This is a genomic window from Lederbergia sp. NSJ-179 (genome assembly GCF_022867885.1).
GTDB lineage: Bacteria > Bacillota > Bacilli > Bacillales > Bacillaceae_C > Lederbergia.
This window is the reverse complement of sequence record NZ_JALIFP010000046.1, coordinates 1-16,393: the sequence shown is the minus strand read 5'-3', so window position 1 is coordinate 16,393 and position 16,393 is coordinate 1. Positions and strand designations below refer to the sequence as shown.

Sequence of the window (16,393 nt, the reverse complement as noted above, 5' to 3'; positions counted from 1 at the left end):
TTGTTTATCTAAGTTTAACAATCTTTCTGTTTTGATGATTGCATCATTGTTACTTTCTTTCCCATAATAATGTTTAAAATCCTAACTTTTATTCCACTTTTCTATCGTTCGAACAGAGGAACGGCGGTAGTCAACAGGGGTCTGCTTTGTATATTTTTTAAATACCTGGCTGAAGTATTGACTACTGTTCATTCCGACATATTGGGATATTTCAATAATCGGAATCTCTGTATCTACCAATAACATTTTTGCCTTTTCCATTCGAAAAGAATTCACATACTCAATCAGAGACATATGGACCATTTTTTTAAAAATCCGCTGTAGATAACCAGGATGTAAATTGACAGCTTCCGCAATATCTTTCACTTTTATATCTTGATCATAATGTTCGTGAATGAATTCAAGCGCTTGGTTGACATAAATATTGGCTTGCTGATCCTCCTTTTCTAATTCCTGACTGCTTATCGCCATTCTGGCAATCTGAATCAATAATTGCGATAAAAGGAGATGAACCATCATCCCTTGTTTTTTATCGCTCTCTAGAACAATATTCTTGAGGGTATGATAAATTTGATTCGAATCTTTTAAAACAAGATAGGTTTCTTTCATCGTTAAAAATTGAGCTAATATTTGATTTTCCTTTACAAGGTCTTTAATGGAGGGAGAATAACGTTTATTGCTGATAAAGGTAAACTCAATATTCAACATTCTACAGGGTACTCCTGTCTCAACAATTAAACGATGGGGTACATTCGTATCAAGTAAAATAAAGTCACCTTTTTTTAAGACAAGGGCATCGGTTAATACCCCAACCGTGCATTTTCCATCCATCACATACATAATTTCTACTTCTTTATGAGTATGAAAATCCATTTCATACCCTTCCCATTGTTTAAAATAATAAGCATTTATTTTTGGAACATAAGCGTTATTATTCAATTCATGGTCAAATATACTACTTGTCATCTGCATATGAGCCCCCTAGCATTGTCATAGGCTTTCATTCATATCTATGATATATTTAAAAAATAAGCAAAACTACACTACTGCAAGCTTGGTTAGTCCTACTATAATACTTTATCATACATTCGGAGGCCAGAATGAAAACAATTCCATCCTATTTTACAGTAAAAAAGCGTGGCGAACATGAAATTACCATCCAAAAATCAAGATTTATTGCCCATCTAGCACGTGTAGAAACGGAGGAAGAAGCACAAGCCTTTATTCAAGACATCAAAAAACAACATTGGAATGCAACCCATAATTGTTCCGCCTATATTATTGGGGAGCAAGATCAAATTCAAAAAGCCAATGATGATGGTGAACCAAGTGGAACGGCGGGAGTTCCCATGTTAGAAGTGTTAAAGAAAAGGGAAATAAAAGATACTGTCGTCGTTGTCACTAGATATTTCGGTGGGATAAAATTAGGGGCAGGCGGGCTCATCCGTGCCTATAGTAGCTCCACTTCTGAAGGTCTGAATGCGGTTGGGGTGGTGGAAAGAAAACTCGCAAAAGTCATGCATGTAAAAGTCGATTACACCTGGCTGGGTAAACTGGAAAATGAACTGCGAGGATCGATTTATTTATTGAAGGAAATTCATTATGCTGATTCAGTCGTTTTAGACGTCTATGTCCATGAAGCCGATATTTCTGCCTTTCGCGACTGGATCACCGACATAACGAATGGACAAGCCAGCATCTCAGAGGGAGAAAAGATATACCTAGAAACCGACATACCGCCACGATAATCAAGATCCTCATCCTAAATGAGGGTCTTTGCACTATTTTCGTCTTCTTTGTGTTATTTCGATTTCTTCGTGATTAGATTTTGTAGCAGCAACAACAAAAAGGTAGAACTTTTCTACCTTTTTGTTTATGTTTCACTTTATTTTTCCAGTGCACGTTTCGCTAACATAAGAGCACCAGTAATTCCTGCATTATCACCAAGGGCAGGTGGTACAATGTATTGATCCATTTCTTCCGTGATTTGCGGTACTGCCACATATCCGTTCAATAACTCTTGCACCTTTTTCTGAATGAGAGGGAATAATTGTTTCTGTTTCATCACGCCGCCGCCCATAATGATTTTTTTCGGTGAAACAATTAAAATGAATTGCATCAAAGCTTGAGCTAAATAATAGGCTTCGATCTCCCACACTTTCTGTTGATCTTGTAGGTCAATCCCTTTTTTACCCCAGCGCTTTTCTATCGCTGGTCCGGCAGCCATTCCTTCCAAGCAGTCTCGATGATAAGGACAAAATCCTTCATACTCATCATCCACATGCCTTTTCACCAAGATATGCCCCATCTCTGGATGGGAGAGTCCTTGCAATAATTCGCCCTGGACCACTGCCCCCGCTCCAACCCCGGTACCAACGGTTATGTACAAACAGCTATCCACATCTTGTGCAGCACCTAACATGACTTCACCTAGGGCAGCCGCATTTACATCTGTATTAAATTCCATTGGCACGTGTAAAACTTCTTTCAAAGTTTGTAAAAAAGGATAATCCTTCCAACCAGGTTTTGGGGTGGACGTAATATTTCCATATGTCGCGCTATTTTTATCAATATCGACAGGTCCAAAGGATCCAATCCCCAAAGCATCAATATCATGTTTTTTAAAAAACTCAATCACTAGCGGGATTGTTTTTTCAGGAGTTAACGTATCTAACTGTATGCGTTCAATTAGTGTACCGTCCTCATTCCCCACTGCACAAACAAATTTTGTTCCTCCGGCTTCAATGGCTCCAAGCATAATCTAACACTCCGTCTCCAACGATATTTATAAGATCACTCTATTTTATCATAAAGTAAAACTTCATTCAGTGTTTTTTATCGCCCACACCCAGCTCAAATTGTTTCGGAAACCTGTTATCCGACAGTATTTTCCGTCCATACGAAACTAATCACTAATGCTCCAAAATTCCCCATCATTATAAGACCCCATTCATTTTTTGAAAATGATAGAGGGCACCGATTAGTCCAGCTTTATTTTTTTGTTTGCATTCCTGAATGTCCATTTTTGTTGCGATCGCAGTCGGAACTTTAGCAATCTGTTTTTTTATATAAGGGATTAATTCTGGACGCCCGCTAATACCGCCACCAATGACGATTTTCTCTGGAGCAAAAATATGCATAAGATTAATGATGCCAATCGAGAGGCGGTCATAAAAAGTATGAACAATTGTTTTTACTTCTTCATTATTTTCATCATATAATTTGAACCATTCTTCTCCAGTTTTCTCGTCACCGAAGTGTTGATTTAGGCAATGAACGATATTCCAAGTGGAGGAATAACGGCTGAAATTACGATTTTCCAATAATTCAGGGATATCGGCATGCGTGTCCAACATCATCAGACCAAATTCACCAGCCATTCCCTCTACCCCATGGACAATTTCCTCATGGCTAAAGATCGCACCACCAATTCCCGTTCCAATGGTCACACAAAGAAAATTGTCACAATCTTGCGCATTACCCTTCCATTTTTCAGCCAAAGCCGCACAATTCGCATCATTCTCCACTTCTACAGGCACCCCAAGATCCGATAACTCATCCTTCATTTTCACACCAATTACATCCATCACTGCCCCTGCGTAGGATACATAACCACTGTCAACATCCACCGCTCCCGGAATACTTAGAGCTAATCCAGCAATATCGGGATAGAGCAGTTTTTGCTTATGGAATATCTCCCGAATGACTCTAAAAATAGCCCCATCTCCAGAAGGAGGAGTTGGGACTTTCTCTTCCTGCAAAATCCCGCCCGCTTCATCCATCACAGCAGCCTTCACAAACGTTCCACCAACATCCAAAACTACAAATCTCTTCACCCTTACCTACACCTCACCCTTCGGTGCCTGGCACCACTCGCAATTTGTCGAAAGTCCAGGCACGCCCCGAATTTTGTCGAATTATGTTAGTCTTCAAATCCGCCTTGCTTGGATACGGCACGATACCATTCACCGCTTTTTTTGATTGTGCGTTTGAAGTTATGATCAAGGTCAAGGGAAACGAGACCATAACGATTTTTGTAGGCATTTAACCAAGACCAGTTATCAATAAATGTCCAAACATGATAGCCTTTTACATTGGTTCCTTCTTCCAATGCCTTATGCACCCATTTCAAATGACCTTTGTAAAAGTCGATTCGGTAGTCATCTTGAATTTGCCCGTTTTCATCGACAAAACGGCCTTCGTTCTCAACCCCCATTCCATTCTCTGAAATGAAGCAAGGAATATTGCCATAATTTTCCTGGACATTGACCAAAATATCGTAGATCCCTTTTTCATAGATTTCCCAACCACGGTACGGATTCATTTTCCGACCATGCATTTCATTAAAATAGTCGAAAAACCGCTCCGGTAAAAAGGGTGCCTTTGGATTGGGCAAATTTTCTTTCGCCTTGATGCGGCGTGGTTGGTAATAATTGATTCCTAGTAAATCAACTGTATGATTGGCAATAATTTCAAGATCGCCATCCATTACCTCTGGCATAAATCCTTCCTCTTGCAAAAGCTTTACAAGATCCTCTGGAAATTCCCCTTTAACAAATGGATCAAGGAAAGCCCGATTGAAAAAGAGATCCGCAATATGAGCTGCTTTTAAATCCTCCGGATGTTGGCTCCTTGGATACGAAGGGGTCAAATTTAAAATCACACCTATTTCGCCAGTATACCCACCATCTCGAAAAGCTTGTACAGCTTTAGCACCAGCCAAAACAGCATGAAAACCGGCTTGTACCCCTTTTTTAAAATCAAGCTCAGCGGGATAATGGAAACCATATAAATATTGGCCTTCTACCGGAACAACCGGCTCATTATGTGTAAACCATTTTGTCACCAAATCCCCGAATTGCTCAAAGCAAATCTTGGCGTACCGAACATAGGCCTCAACGACCTCCCGACTTGTCCAGCCACCCTTATCTTGCATCGCAATCGGCATATCAAAATGATACAAATTAACGAAAGGCTCTACACCATTTTCGCGCATCGTTTGAAAGACATCACGATAAAATTTAACAGCTTCTTGATTGACCTCTCCGTCCCCAGTTGGAATCAATCTTGACCAGGAAATGGATGGGCGAAAGCTGTTATGCCCAAGTTCCTTCATCAATTGAATATCTTCTTTATATTGATGGTAAAAATCCGAGGTGTTCTCTGGTCCCACTCCATTAAAAAAACGATTTGGTTCCTCTTTATACCACCGATCCCAAATATTTTCCCCTTTACCGCCTTCATAGGCTGCACCTTCCATCTGGGTTGCAGATGATGCGGACCCCCACCAAAAATCTTTTGGAAATGGATAAAATGTCATTTTATTCAAACCTTTCATTGATAAATTCATACAAAAAATTCTAAGAAGCCGTTAGCAAAGTATAAACGGATAAGGTTGCGGCAACAATCGCATCCGCCGTTCTGACCCGTACCCTCCGGACCTCAAATATGTCGCCATTCCGTCGGGGTGGCCCCCACATGCTTTTTAAATTGCTTATAAAAATAAGCTGTATCCGAATAGCCTACCTTTTTTCCAATTTCCCCTGCTCGAAGATGAGTCGTTTTCAATAATTCCTTCGCCTTTTCTAACCGAAAGTGATTGATGTATTCAGAAAATACGACACCGATTTCCTTTTGGAATAACTGCCCCAGATAAATCGGATTAATATGAAATCGTTGGCTTAATGTTTTTAATGATAATTCTTCATTATAATGAGAATGCATATAATCCAAGACATTTTGAACAATCGGACTACGAGCATCTTGCTGATTGTCAATCGCCGCAATCAATTCATGACAGTAGTCGGTCAATATGTTCCTAATCTGATCCAAATCGGTCGCATACACTAATTTTTCAATCGCTGCTGTATGGTTATAATGTTTCACATCTTGAATGGAGTGGTGGATATAAGATATTAAATCAATCGTATATTTCCTAGCAACAGCAGGAGCAAGGAATTTCGTATGTTGCGTTAATGTCTGATAAAAAAGATGAATTCCTTCCTCCACTTTTTCCACTGAGTGCAGAATCCTTTTGACTATATCAGCTTTATAGGCTTGTTGATTTCTCAGTAATGTCTGGCGATCGACATGTACACGACTGGAAATAACTGTATTAGGCTCTATGCTTATTTGATAGAGGGAAAATTCCCGCGATTGCAGATAACTCTCTCCCAACTTATCCATCGAATCCACTGGATCCCCCATTGACAAATAAAAGGAGCCAATCTCCGAATAATTCATTTGGAGAAATGTAGCTAACTGTTCATTCAATTGATAAAGGTTCTCCGCCTTTTCCCCATCTAAAATAATAAGAAGCTCTTGGTCGGGACTGAATACACAATTAGCAGAAAAATGTTTTTCAATATCAGCCCGTAAAGCTGTATAAATCCCTTTATTCGCCTTATTTGAAAACTCAAGTGTAGACACATTGTAAAAGGGGCGTTCACTCGTCATCCCGTATAAAGACAATCTTTGTTGCCATTCATTCTTATTGATTTCTCCGTTCAATAAACGCCATAATGTATTATCTTTCAGCGTATGGAATGTTGAATCTTCCATGTTTTCTTGAGCCACAGATATTTTTTTACTTACTGTTTGAACCGTTTTTAGTAGTTCTTCCTCATCAACTGGTTTGACTAAATAATTTTCAATTCCGAGAACCATGCCCTTTTTCACATAATTAAATTCTTCATAGCCTGATAAGACAATACATTTGACTTGTGGCTGTAATTTTTTGGCTTCCTCGAACAACTCTAAACCTGTTCGTTTTGGCATAATAATATCGGTGACCAATAGATCAATCGCGTTTTCTTTTATAAATGTGAGGGCGTCTTCACCATCCTCAGAAATATGAATAACTTCAAAGCCATAATCTTCCCAATCAATAAGGGCTTTTAACCCTTCCGTAATAAGAGGTTCATCATCTGCAAGCAAGACTTTATACATTTGAATCCACTCCCATAGGAATGACAAGGGTTATCTTCGTTCCTACATTCTCGCTACTTTCAACCTTGAGGCCATACCCTTTGCCATGCTTCAATTTTAAACGTTGATGAACATTTTTCATTCCAATTGACTTCATGTTCTCACCTTCTTCATTACTCATATGTTCAAGAATTAATTTCAGCCTTTCCTCTGGGATGCCTTTACCGTTGTCCTTGATCATTATTTTAATATGATCTAATTCCCGCTTCGCGATGATTTCAAGTCGATTATCTTTACGATCCTTTTGAAAACCATGAACGATATAATTTTCCACAATCGGTTGCAGTACCAATTTTTGAATCGAGGTGTTCTCAACTTCTTTTGGAATCTCAAGGTGAACCGTTAGTCTATCAGGATGCTGAAGCTGAACAAGTTGTAAATATTGCTGAACATTTTCGATTTCAACTTGTAAAGGAACCATTTCTTTAGATTCCAGTGAGTAACGCAATAATCTAGATAGATGATAGATCATCTTACTTGATGTTTTGGCCCCATCCACAACTGCTGTCATTCGAATCACTTCAAGGGTGTTAAACAAAAAATGAGGATTGATTTGTGATTGCAGTGCCTTTAATTCTGCTTGATTTTGTTTCAAGTTTAAAACATAAACCCGCTCAATATATTCATTTAGTTCATCCAACATGGCATTAAAACTGGAAGCAATCGTCGCCAATTCATCCTCTTTTTTCGTTTCCGGAATCCGAATCGTCAAATTCCCTCTTTGTACCTCTTGAATAGAGGCATCGATTTGCCTGATTCTTGCTGAGTAATTCCGCATAAATGAATAGGTGAAGATAATCGCGATCGTAATAAACGGAATAATGATAAGCCACATCGTACCTCTTACAACGGTTAATTTATTCATTTCCTGCTGTGGAATAACTGTAAAAGCCGCATATTCTCCGATATCTTTAATCGAATTGACATAATAGGTCTTCCCATCCCATTTCACTTTATTATCGTCATTTGCATTTGGAAGATTTTCAACAAACTTTTTCGGAATTCGTTGATTATTAGCATAAACAATTTGTCCGTCTTTCCCAAATAAAAAAAAGGAAGATTTAACGTCTACATTTTCTCGCTGAACAATTTTCTCTAGGCCCGCAGTGGAATAATAGATGGCAAGCTCACCCATTTTTTTCAAAGTAGCTGGATTATTAATCGCAATATGCTTGATAAATGTATCTTCCATGTTATCCCCAGAAATATCGCCACTGTTTTGGTACTTTATTTCAGAATCTTCCTTAGAACGAGGAGCAACACTTTGGTTCCAACGCCCATAATTATAAATGAATAAATAACGAATATCTGGGAAATCCTCTGAATTTAGACTAACGGCATTGACATCCTCATCTTGACTAAAATATCCATAGAAATACGTATCGATATTACTTGGAATAAAAGAAGGATGGCCAGTAAATTTATCAAGCCGGTATTTTAAATAATCCTTGTTATGAAGAGCATAAGAAATATCATCCATTAGACTTCCTTTTTCATAGAGAGTACGGATGAACCCATTCCAATCCGCTTCCTTATGCGCAAAATAATCTTCTACCCTTTCCAGGGTTCTAATATTCAGGTCCATTTCTCTTTTAATAATAACATCTGAATAATAGTTTGAAATCACAACGATCAGGACAACAACTGTCACAATAATAGTTAAGGACGAAGTCAACAGCAATCGATTAAATATTTGATGCTTTATGCGTTTGAGGATATTTATTGCCATAATAGCCCTCCATCCTTTTGTTTTGCTGATTGGGCTTCGGAAGAAAGAATGCCTTAAGAGGATGTTCAAAAAGTAAGGATCAAAGGCTAAATTCGCGACATCCTGTCGCAACGCCTTTGTGACCTGCGTCCTGCAGGCCTCCGGTAAAAATGACACTGCGAATTTCTTCGTTGGCTTGTTTCTCCGCTGCTCATGTATTTAAAAGCATACATTCCGCTGCTCGAAACTGCGCCGCCTCGAACTTCTTGGTCCTTTTTATCCTCCTTTTTGAACACGCACTTCTAAGTATATTTTAAGAAAGACATGGAAAAGAAAGCAAGGTTATTGCGATAGACATTTTTTTGAAACGTTTCCTTTTTTTAAAATCAAAAATCAAGCTGGACAATTTCATCCAGCTTGATCATCTTTATTTGTTTTTAGCTTTCCACTCGTCATATTGTTTTTGAATTTCATCCATTACTTTGTCAAGACCTGCATCTTTCAATTTTTGATTGAATTTAGGCAAGTATTCATCTGGATCAACTGAACCAGTTGCCAAAGCATTATAGAATTCTTTCGAAACATTTGTAATGGACGCAATTTCAGTTCTTACTGGTTCACTGTCAAAATGGAAGCCAAGGGTTGGCGCGTTTGTTGCACTTTTATTAAACTCTTTGAATTTATCCCATTTATCGGCAGGGTCATCTTCATATAAATAAAGAATAAAATGGTTTCCAAGAGAATAAGAAGGCATATTATAATTATCTATACGAGCAGGAAGATCTTTAATGGCTCCATCCTCGTTCTTTTCATAATGCACCCCTTCAATCCCTTTATCCACTAGGTTGCGCAAATAAGGATCGGTATTAAGCAAGTTTAAAAATTCCATAACCTTTTCAGGATTATCAGAAGTAGATGAAATAGCTTGAATTGAACCCGTTACAGACCCATTAACAGTAACTGGTTCTTCAGCTGGCACAGAAACAACCTCATATTTTGCTGAACGAGACCATAATAAGTCGGCATAAGGTTGATAACCACCCGTACGTACAAACCAGTTTTCTACATCCATTGGCCAGCTATCCTTACTTGTAGCGGCATCTGATTTAAGGTAACCAGCTTTAAAATATTTATGCATGGTTCTATAAAGATCTTTTGTTACATCTGTATCGAAAGCATTTACCACTTTGTCTGTATCTCCCTCAAATGGAACGGCAAAAGGAAGTTCCTCAGACATAATAAAGTCAAATGGCAAAACTGGCTTAAAAGTCGCAATTGGTGTAATGTCTGGCTCATTTTCTTTAATGATTTTTAACATTGGCTCTAGATCCGCTAAGGTTTTTACCTTGGAAAGATCAAAATTATATTTATCAACTAAACGTTTGTTAAATGTATAAACCGTTTGTCTAGCTACTTCTTTATTAGCTGGAATCCCATATAACTTACCATCAACTTTCGCACCTTCTATGAAAGCGGGATCCAAAGCTTCTTTTAACTCTTTACCATGAGAATCCAGTAGTTCGTCAACAGGTTCAAACGCTCCTTTTTGGGCATATTGAACATATTCTGCACCATCCGTATATGCTAAATCAAATGGTTCCCCCGAAGAGATAACAACCTGCATTTTTTGCTTATAATCTCCCCAATCAATTTGTGTCAACTTGACAGTGGCATTGATTTTTTCCTTTGTATATTTGTTTACTTCTTCGAATACTTTTTTAGTATCCTTTTGTGGTGTACCAATGGTGTACCATCTAATTTCATATGGTTTATCACTCTTGGAACCCTTGCTTGAGCTTTCCTTGTCACCGCCGCCGCAAGCAGCTAGAACAGTACCAAGGCTAAGAAGCAAAACTAACAGTAACACAAGCTTCTTTTTCAATTTGAACTCCCCTTTTCTTTTTTGATTTATTCTTTAACGCCGCCAATCGTCAATCCTCCAACAAAATACTTTTGGAAAAATGGATAGGAGATTGCGATTGGCACTGTGGCGATTACCACCATAGCCATTTTTGCAGCGTCGGCTGGTATCGTATCGAACAAACCTTGCTGCATGGAACTGATGTCGACATTCTGCCGCATGAACTCAAGATTGGCTTCAATCTTCATCAGCAAAGATTGCAAAGGTACTAAATTAGGCTGGTCGATATAAAGCAAAGCATTAAACCAGTCATTCCAATAGCCCAGAGTACTGAACAAAGCAATGGTTGCAATCCCTGGTAAAGACAACGGGAACACAATTTGGAAAAACGATCTTAGTTCACTTGCTCCATCAATTCTAGCAGATTCCAAAATCGCTTCTGGAACAGATCTTATGAAGAAGGTTCTCATAATGATAATGTAGAATGCGTTCATCGCAAGCGGTAAGATTAACGCCCATATCGTATTTTTAATACCCAAAAATTGAGTCGCAACGATATAGGTTGGAACCATTCCACCACTAAATAGCATGGTAAATAGAGCTAAGAAAGTGAAGAACTTTCTATATTTAAATTGTGGTCTTGAGATGGCATAGGAATAAAACGTAATCATCATGACACTGATGACCGTACCCACAATCGTAACAACTATGGTAATCCAATAAGATTGAAGCAGTTGATCTTTCACACTCCATAAAAACTTATAGGCATCAAGACTCCACGCTTCTGGAACCAGTTGGAAACCGTTTCTTACAATACTCTCTTCACTTGTAAAGGAAATAACAATTACATAGGCAAATGGAAATACACACATGATCGTAAAGATCCCTAGCAAAATTGCCATAATACCGTTTGTCACGGGGTGAAAATTGTGATAATCACGCTGTTTTTTTCGCTCTTTCGGCTTCGCTTGATCTTGGGGTTGTGCAATTTGCTTAACGGTTTGTTCATCATTATTTTTACTCATATTATCAGCCGCTTGGCGACCTCCCTCCTCCTTTCAGGAAAAGATAGCATTTAAAACAAGGCACTTTCCTCATCAATTTTTCTCACAATATAGTTTGCGATAAGGACAAGGACAAATCCGACAGCCGATTGATAAAGACCGGCAGCAGTACTCATTCCAATATCTCCTAATGACATAAGCCCTCTATAAACAAAGGTATCAATCGTGTTTGTGACAGAATAAAGCGCTCCCGCATCCCGTGGAACTTGGAAGAATAAACCAAAGTCTGAGTTAAAGATTTTTCCGACATCCATAATTAGTAAAACAACAATAAGTGGCTTGATCATCGGCAATGTGACATGTTTAACTTGTTGCCATTTTGTTGCCCCATCAATCATCGCTGCCTCATAATACGTCTTGTCAATCCCGACAATAGAAGCTAGATACACAATACTTCCATACCCGACTCCTTTCCACAAGTTCATAAAGACGAGAATGAACGGCCAATATTTTGGCTCACTATACCAAGCAATAGAATCAATATGGAACCAAGCTAAAATATTGTTTAACAAGCCGCGATCTGGGCTTAAAAAAGTGAATACAAAATAACTAACAATGACCCATGAAAGAAAATGGGGGAAAAGCATTCCAGTTTGATAGAATTTTGCTAATTTCTTTTGTGTCAATTCGCTCAAAAGAATGGCCGTTGCAACGGCTGCAATAAGCCCCACAACAATAAAAATGAGGTTATACCCAATCGTATTTCTAGTAATTAAGTAGGCACTATCTGTACTAAACAAATATTTAAAATTATCCCACCCAATCCACTCACTATTCATTATGCTAGCAAAAAAGCCATCTCGACTTATTCGAAATTTCTTAAAAGCAATAATGTTACCAAACATCGGCAAATACGAAAACAGCAAAAACCAAATGGTACCAGGTAACACCATTAGAAGCCAAATTCGGTTTTTATAAATATCCTTGAAAAACTTCACTTTTTCGCTGACCTCCCTTACTACGCTGTAACCACTTTCATACTCTCATTATAAAATTTACTATAGGAGAATAGTAGTTGACTTTATTTATATTTAATGAATAAATTTAATATAAATTTAAAGGAGTAAATAAGAACTTACATTTCCTTAGTGAGAATGGATGATGTTCACTGTGAATTAATTAAGTGAAGGCTTACTTGCTCTTAAAGGGGATATAAATTAATAATAGAATTGTTAGATAAGCAATTGACACAGTTGCCTTGCCCTGCTTTTTTGTGTACTCTTGATTTTTCAGTTTTGCATTTATGTCTCTTGTTTAACTCTTTTCAATAGGTTGAGATGGAATAGTCTATCTTTAGGTATAGGCGAAAAGGTCCCAGCAACAAATAAATACATGACCGCTGACTGGGACGCGTCTTCTATTTATTGTTTTAACGCCATTTAGAAATTAACTCTTCTGCACTGATCTTCAGTTGGTTATGTGCTTCTTCAGATATTATTCCGCTTTCTTTTTGTTGTTTGATTAATAATCCAAAACTTTTTAAGTGTTTGACCACTTTCGTGCCTGCTCCTTGCTTTTCGTAATGTCCTACGGCTGTTAGATGCAGTTCAAGCGAATGATAGATATCATCCTCAATCTCCCCTTCAAAATTCCTAAGTGTGTCTAAGAGTAAATTTATATCTATTTCCTTCATCCAGGTGGGTTTCGATCGATTACCCGCATAATCTTCTAAAATCACTTTCACGTTATCTTCCTTGGTGACTGACGTAATGCCAATCAATGGACTAACCCCGCGGATCAAGTAATCCGACTTTCTATTCTGGTTTGGAATCGAATGCAAAATTAATTCTCCATTGACATAAACATACATGTAATGCCAATCTTTTGATTGAGGATTATCAAGTGTTAACTTTCCATTGTGGATATGAAATTCCCCATCATATGGATCTGCATGTATATCCTTCAAGCGAGAACTATGTGTAATTCCATGAGAATACTTGTTCAATAGTTTCACGGTCACACTATATCTGCTCCCATCTGCGTCCTCAATTGGAAGCTCAACTGATGTGTCTCCTGCCTCTACCCGTACCGTTTGGATTTCGTTATTATTCTCATACTCACGCACTATGGAAACCTCAAGTGGTGCTGGTTCTGTCGGGTTCTCCCAACTAACTTTAACAAAGTCATCATGTTCCTCCGTTTGGAGATTTTTAACCTCATGATCATATTGATAAATTAGTTCAGCAGGATCGCTTTCCGTTCCATCTGCACCAACTGCTCTTACCTGTAAGACAACCTGATTATTTTCTCCATATAGGCTCTTAATATAATATTTATCATCATAGGTTCCCCCTAAATAGACCGTTTCTCCATTCGATAATTTTGCGTATAAATTGTATTGTTTTACTTCATCATAATCAGCAAGAACCCAGCTTACTTTCATCTCATTCGTATTATAAGCCTTATCAAGTGTAAATCCGCTCGGCTTAGCGGGAATTTTTTCTTGACCATCAGAAATTTTCAATTCACCAATATTGATTTGATAATCCTTTACTACTTGGTTATCGATGGTAAACGCGAAACCGATTGCAGCCAACTCTTTGCCCGCATATTTATTTAAATTTATTTCACCTGTCTGCCAATGTGAATGAGCCTTTTTACTGTCTTGAATATCTTCATAAATAACTTTTTCAGGATGATCTTTAAAAATCAATCCAAGCTTCATATTCACATCATCTGTACTCGTTTTCCGATAAGACACCGTTAAATTGGTATCCTTATTCATGGATAAATCCGTTTTAAATAGGCGTAGAAAATGATCTGTCGCCACATCACCATGAATCGCAAGTGAACTCCCACCTGTGTATGCGCCTACTTTCTCATAGTGTTGATCTCCAGACTCATACTCCTGTCCATAATCAAAGTCTACTTGTAAGGTAGGGTCTTTGCCATTATCTGTGTCAAACCACCATTGCCAAGTAGGAAGAATATCTTGGATGTTGATATTGGACCATTCTTTCTGGTTCAATATCTCTCCATTCTTGTAATAGTGTAGACCATGTCCAGTACTAAAATGAGTGATAAAGGTATTGCCGCTTACGACAGATCTTTCTGCGATGTAAGAGGCGATCCCGTCCCATCTCGGATAATCATCATTTCGTGTAGCCAGTGTCGGATCTAGATTTGGACCCGACCACCACAAACGTTCACGTTCAAATACTTTGTGTTGATTGGTGTTATCTGTGCGGTCAAGACCTGTATCAGCGTCCAATTCTCCGAGTACAAATTCCGATCCCAATACAGCGATAGACGTTTTAGGATTTCCGACACCATCCAATATATTTCTTAAATCGTATGGTTGATTAAACTTATACATGCCACCTTCTACACCTGTAAATACAGTCTGATAAGGGTCTAAATTTAAACTTTCGGCATGTCTTTTAGAATTTTCAATTCGTTGTTTATTCCACCAATAGTTTAAGAAAATAGAGTTTGATACTTGACCGTATAAATTATCTTTGACAAAAGGGCTGTTATGGATATTAAATTCGTTTTGATAAGACACTCTGCCGGTCGGATCTGTAACGGAGTCATACCATTGAATATACATTCCACGATCTTTCATTGCTTTCATAAACTCTTTATACAATGGTACTTCCGCTGCTGAAATATTGGTTTCTTGATTAATAAAGTATCCATCGAAGCCGAAGTATTCCGCCATTTCCACTAATTTTTCAGCGACGGGAAACGAATCATCAGCGTCTTTTACCAATAGATCTGAATGTGTTTGCCCTGGACGTGGGAGAAAGATCGTTCCCAATGAAAAACTACCATTTTTATGAGCTGCATTTGTATAGGCTGGATTAGGCAGATTGAGTATACCAAATTCGAAATGCCTCTCAGTCCAATCCGCATTGGGATCATATAAGTCTTCCGGAACTTCTGAAGTTGGCATACCGTGCCACGAAGCAAATATATCTGTGTATTGCCAAAAATTATGCAACATACTGGCGAAATGATCGTTATACTGGTAGGATTCAAAGAATGCGTTGCCATAGTCACCAGCCAGATTCAATAATTGTGTCTCCGGAGAGAGCGATGGGTTAGCCTGTGTCGCAGCGAATGGTGCATTTCTTGTTTGAAGCGGTACGCGGGCCCGCAAATATTCTGCATATGGATCTAATTCGGGAGTCCATTCAAGAATATCATGTACACGGTAACCATGTGCAAAAGGCTGAGTTTTTCCCTTCTCCCCTTGTCCCTGTATAGGGGCCGTATCACCGGCTGATACAGGTATACTAGTTCCCATAATAGCCAAGGAAAAAGCAATACCTAGTAACATAAAAGCTCGAAAAAGTGCTTTGTGCTTCCTTCTCATGTGAGACACTCTCCTTCTTATATATTTATTATTTAAGAAGTGAAAAATTGAGCCCATGTTCATTAAATCCATTGTTTTACCTTCAGGGGCCTGATAACGTCATTTTCCTTGAACCAATTTTAAGCGAAAACCGAGATTCCATTTGATCTTAAAAGTCCGTTTTTAAATGTCTTAAAATCAGTTCCACAGAATAGAAGCTATCTTCGCTCTCCTTCTGTTTGCTGGGCATTAAATGTCCAGGTCAGATCTAATGAATCTCCTTGAAATTGATTTTGATCTTGATCATTATCGATAAAATTAAATTTCACAACGAGGTCGTTCATTTCTCCTGTAGGTAGGCCTTTTTTATCGAAAATCGGTTCGAAAACCTTTTCATTTATAACCTCTGGTTTCATGTCTTTTAGCTTAGCTAAAGTTGTTTTGTAAATGACTTCATCAAGCTTGTCCGCATTGTA

General features: G+C 38.3%; 12 protein-coding genes. 1 reads left to right on the top strand and 11 read right to left on the bottom strand.

Features of this window, described 5'->3' with window-relative positions:
• Nucleotides 1-81: 81 nt before the first annotated feature.
• Nucleotides 82-966: an AraC family transcriptional regulator gene (locus MUB24_RS20560; protein ID WP_244707398.1), complete on the bottom strand. Its 885-nt coding sequence runs from the start codon at nucleotides 964-966 to the stop codon at nucleotides 82-84.
• A gap of 134 nt (nucleotides 967-1,100) precedes the next feature.
• On the opposite strand from MUB24_RS20560, the gene MUB24_RS20555 reads away from it, so the two are divergent.
• Nucleotides 1,101-1,748, top strand: coding sequence for a YigZ family protein (locus MUB24_RS20555; protein ID WP_244707397.1), 648 nt, complete (start codon nucleotides 1,101-1,103; stop codon nucleotides 1,746-1,748).
• Nucleotides 1,749-1,885: 137 nt separating this feature from the next.
• Here MUB24_RS20555 and MUB24_RS20550 read toward each other — a convergent pair whose 3' ends face one another.
• The 10 genes from MUB24_RS20550 to MUB24_RS20505 form a co-directional block, all read right to left on the bottom strand.
• Entirely contained in the window at nucleotides 1,886-2,758 is an 873-nt protein-coding gene (locus MUB24_RS20550) for an ROK family protein (RefSeq protein WP_244707396.1), read from the bottom strand.
• A 178-nt stretch (nucleotides 2,759-2,936) separates the two neighbouring features.
• On the bottom strand, nucleotides 2,937-3,836 hold the full coding sequence (locus MUB24_RS20545; protein WP_244707395.1) for an ROK family protein: 900 nt from the start codon (nucleotides 3,834-3,836) through the stop codon (nucleotides 2,937-2,939).
• 86 nt (nucleotides 3,837-3,922) lie between these two features.
• Nucleotides 3,923-5,320 (bottom strand): glycoside hydrolase family 1 protein, encoded by a 1,398-nt coding sequence (locus MUB24_RS20540; protein WP_244707394.1) that lies wholly within the window; start codon nucleotides 5,318-5,320, stop codon nucleotides 3,923-3,925.
• A gap of 122 nt (nucleotides 5,321-5,442) precedes the next feature.
• A complete protein-coding gene (locus MUB24_RS20535) occupies nucleotides 5,443-6,948 on the bottom strand; it encodes a response regulator transcription factor (RefSeq protein WP_244707393.1) in 1,506 nt (501 codons plus the stop codon).
• A complete protein-coding gene (locus tag MUB24_RS20530) occupies nucleotides 6,941-8,716 on the bottom strand; it encodes a sensor histidine kinase (protein ID WP_244707392.1) in 1,776 nt (591 codons plus the stop codon). Before MUB24_RS20530 ends, MUB24_RS20535 begins: the two co-directional genes overlap by 8 nt.
• A 406-nt stretch (nucleotides 8,717-9,122) precedes the next feature.
• Nucleotides 9,123-10,577, bottom strand: coding sequence for an ABC transporter substrate-binding protein (locus MUB24_RS20525; RefSeq protein WP_244707391.1), 1,455 nt, complete (start codon nucleotides 10,575-10,577; stop codon nucleotides 9,123-9,125).
• Nucleotides 10,578-10,603: 26 nt separating this feature from the next.
• Entirely contained in the window at nucleotides 10,604-11,581 is a 978-nt protein-coding gene (locus MUB24_RS20520) for a carbohydrate ABC transporter permease (protein ID WP_244707390.1), read from the bottom strand.
• A gap of 50 nt (nucleotides 11,582-11,631) precedes the next feature.
• Complete coding sequence (locus tag MUB24_RS20515; protein WP_244707408.1) at nucleotides 11,632-12,513, bottom strand: ABC transporter permease; 882 nt, start codon at nucleotides 12,511-12,513, stop codon at nucleotides 11,632-11,634.
• Between the two features lie 476 nt (nucleotides 12,514-12,989).
• The gene (locus tag MUB24_RS20510; RefSeq protein WP_244707389.1) at nucleotides 12,990-15,938 is read right to left on the bottom strand and encodes an endo-beta-N-acetylglucosaminidase; all 2,949 of its coding nucleotides are present in this window, start codon (nucleotides 15,936-15,938) and stop codon (nucleotides 12,990-12,992) included.
• Between the two features lie 197 nt (nucleotides 15,939-16,135).
• Nucleotides 16,136-16,393: CalY family protein (locus MUB24_RS20505; protein ID WP_244707388.1), on the bottom strand; the 258-nt coding region annotated here is incomplete at its 5' end.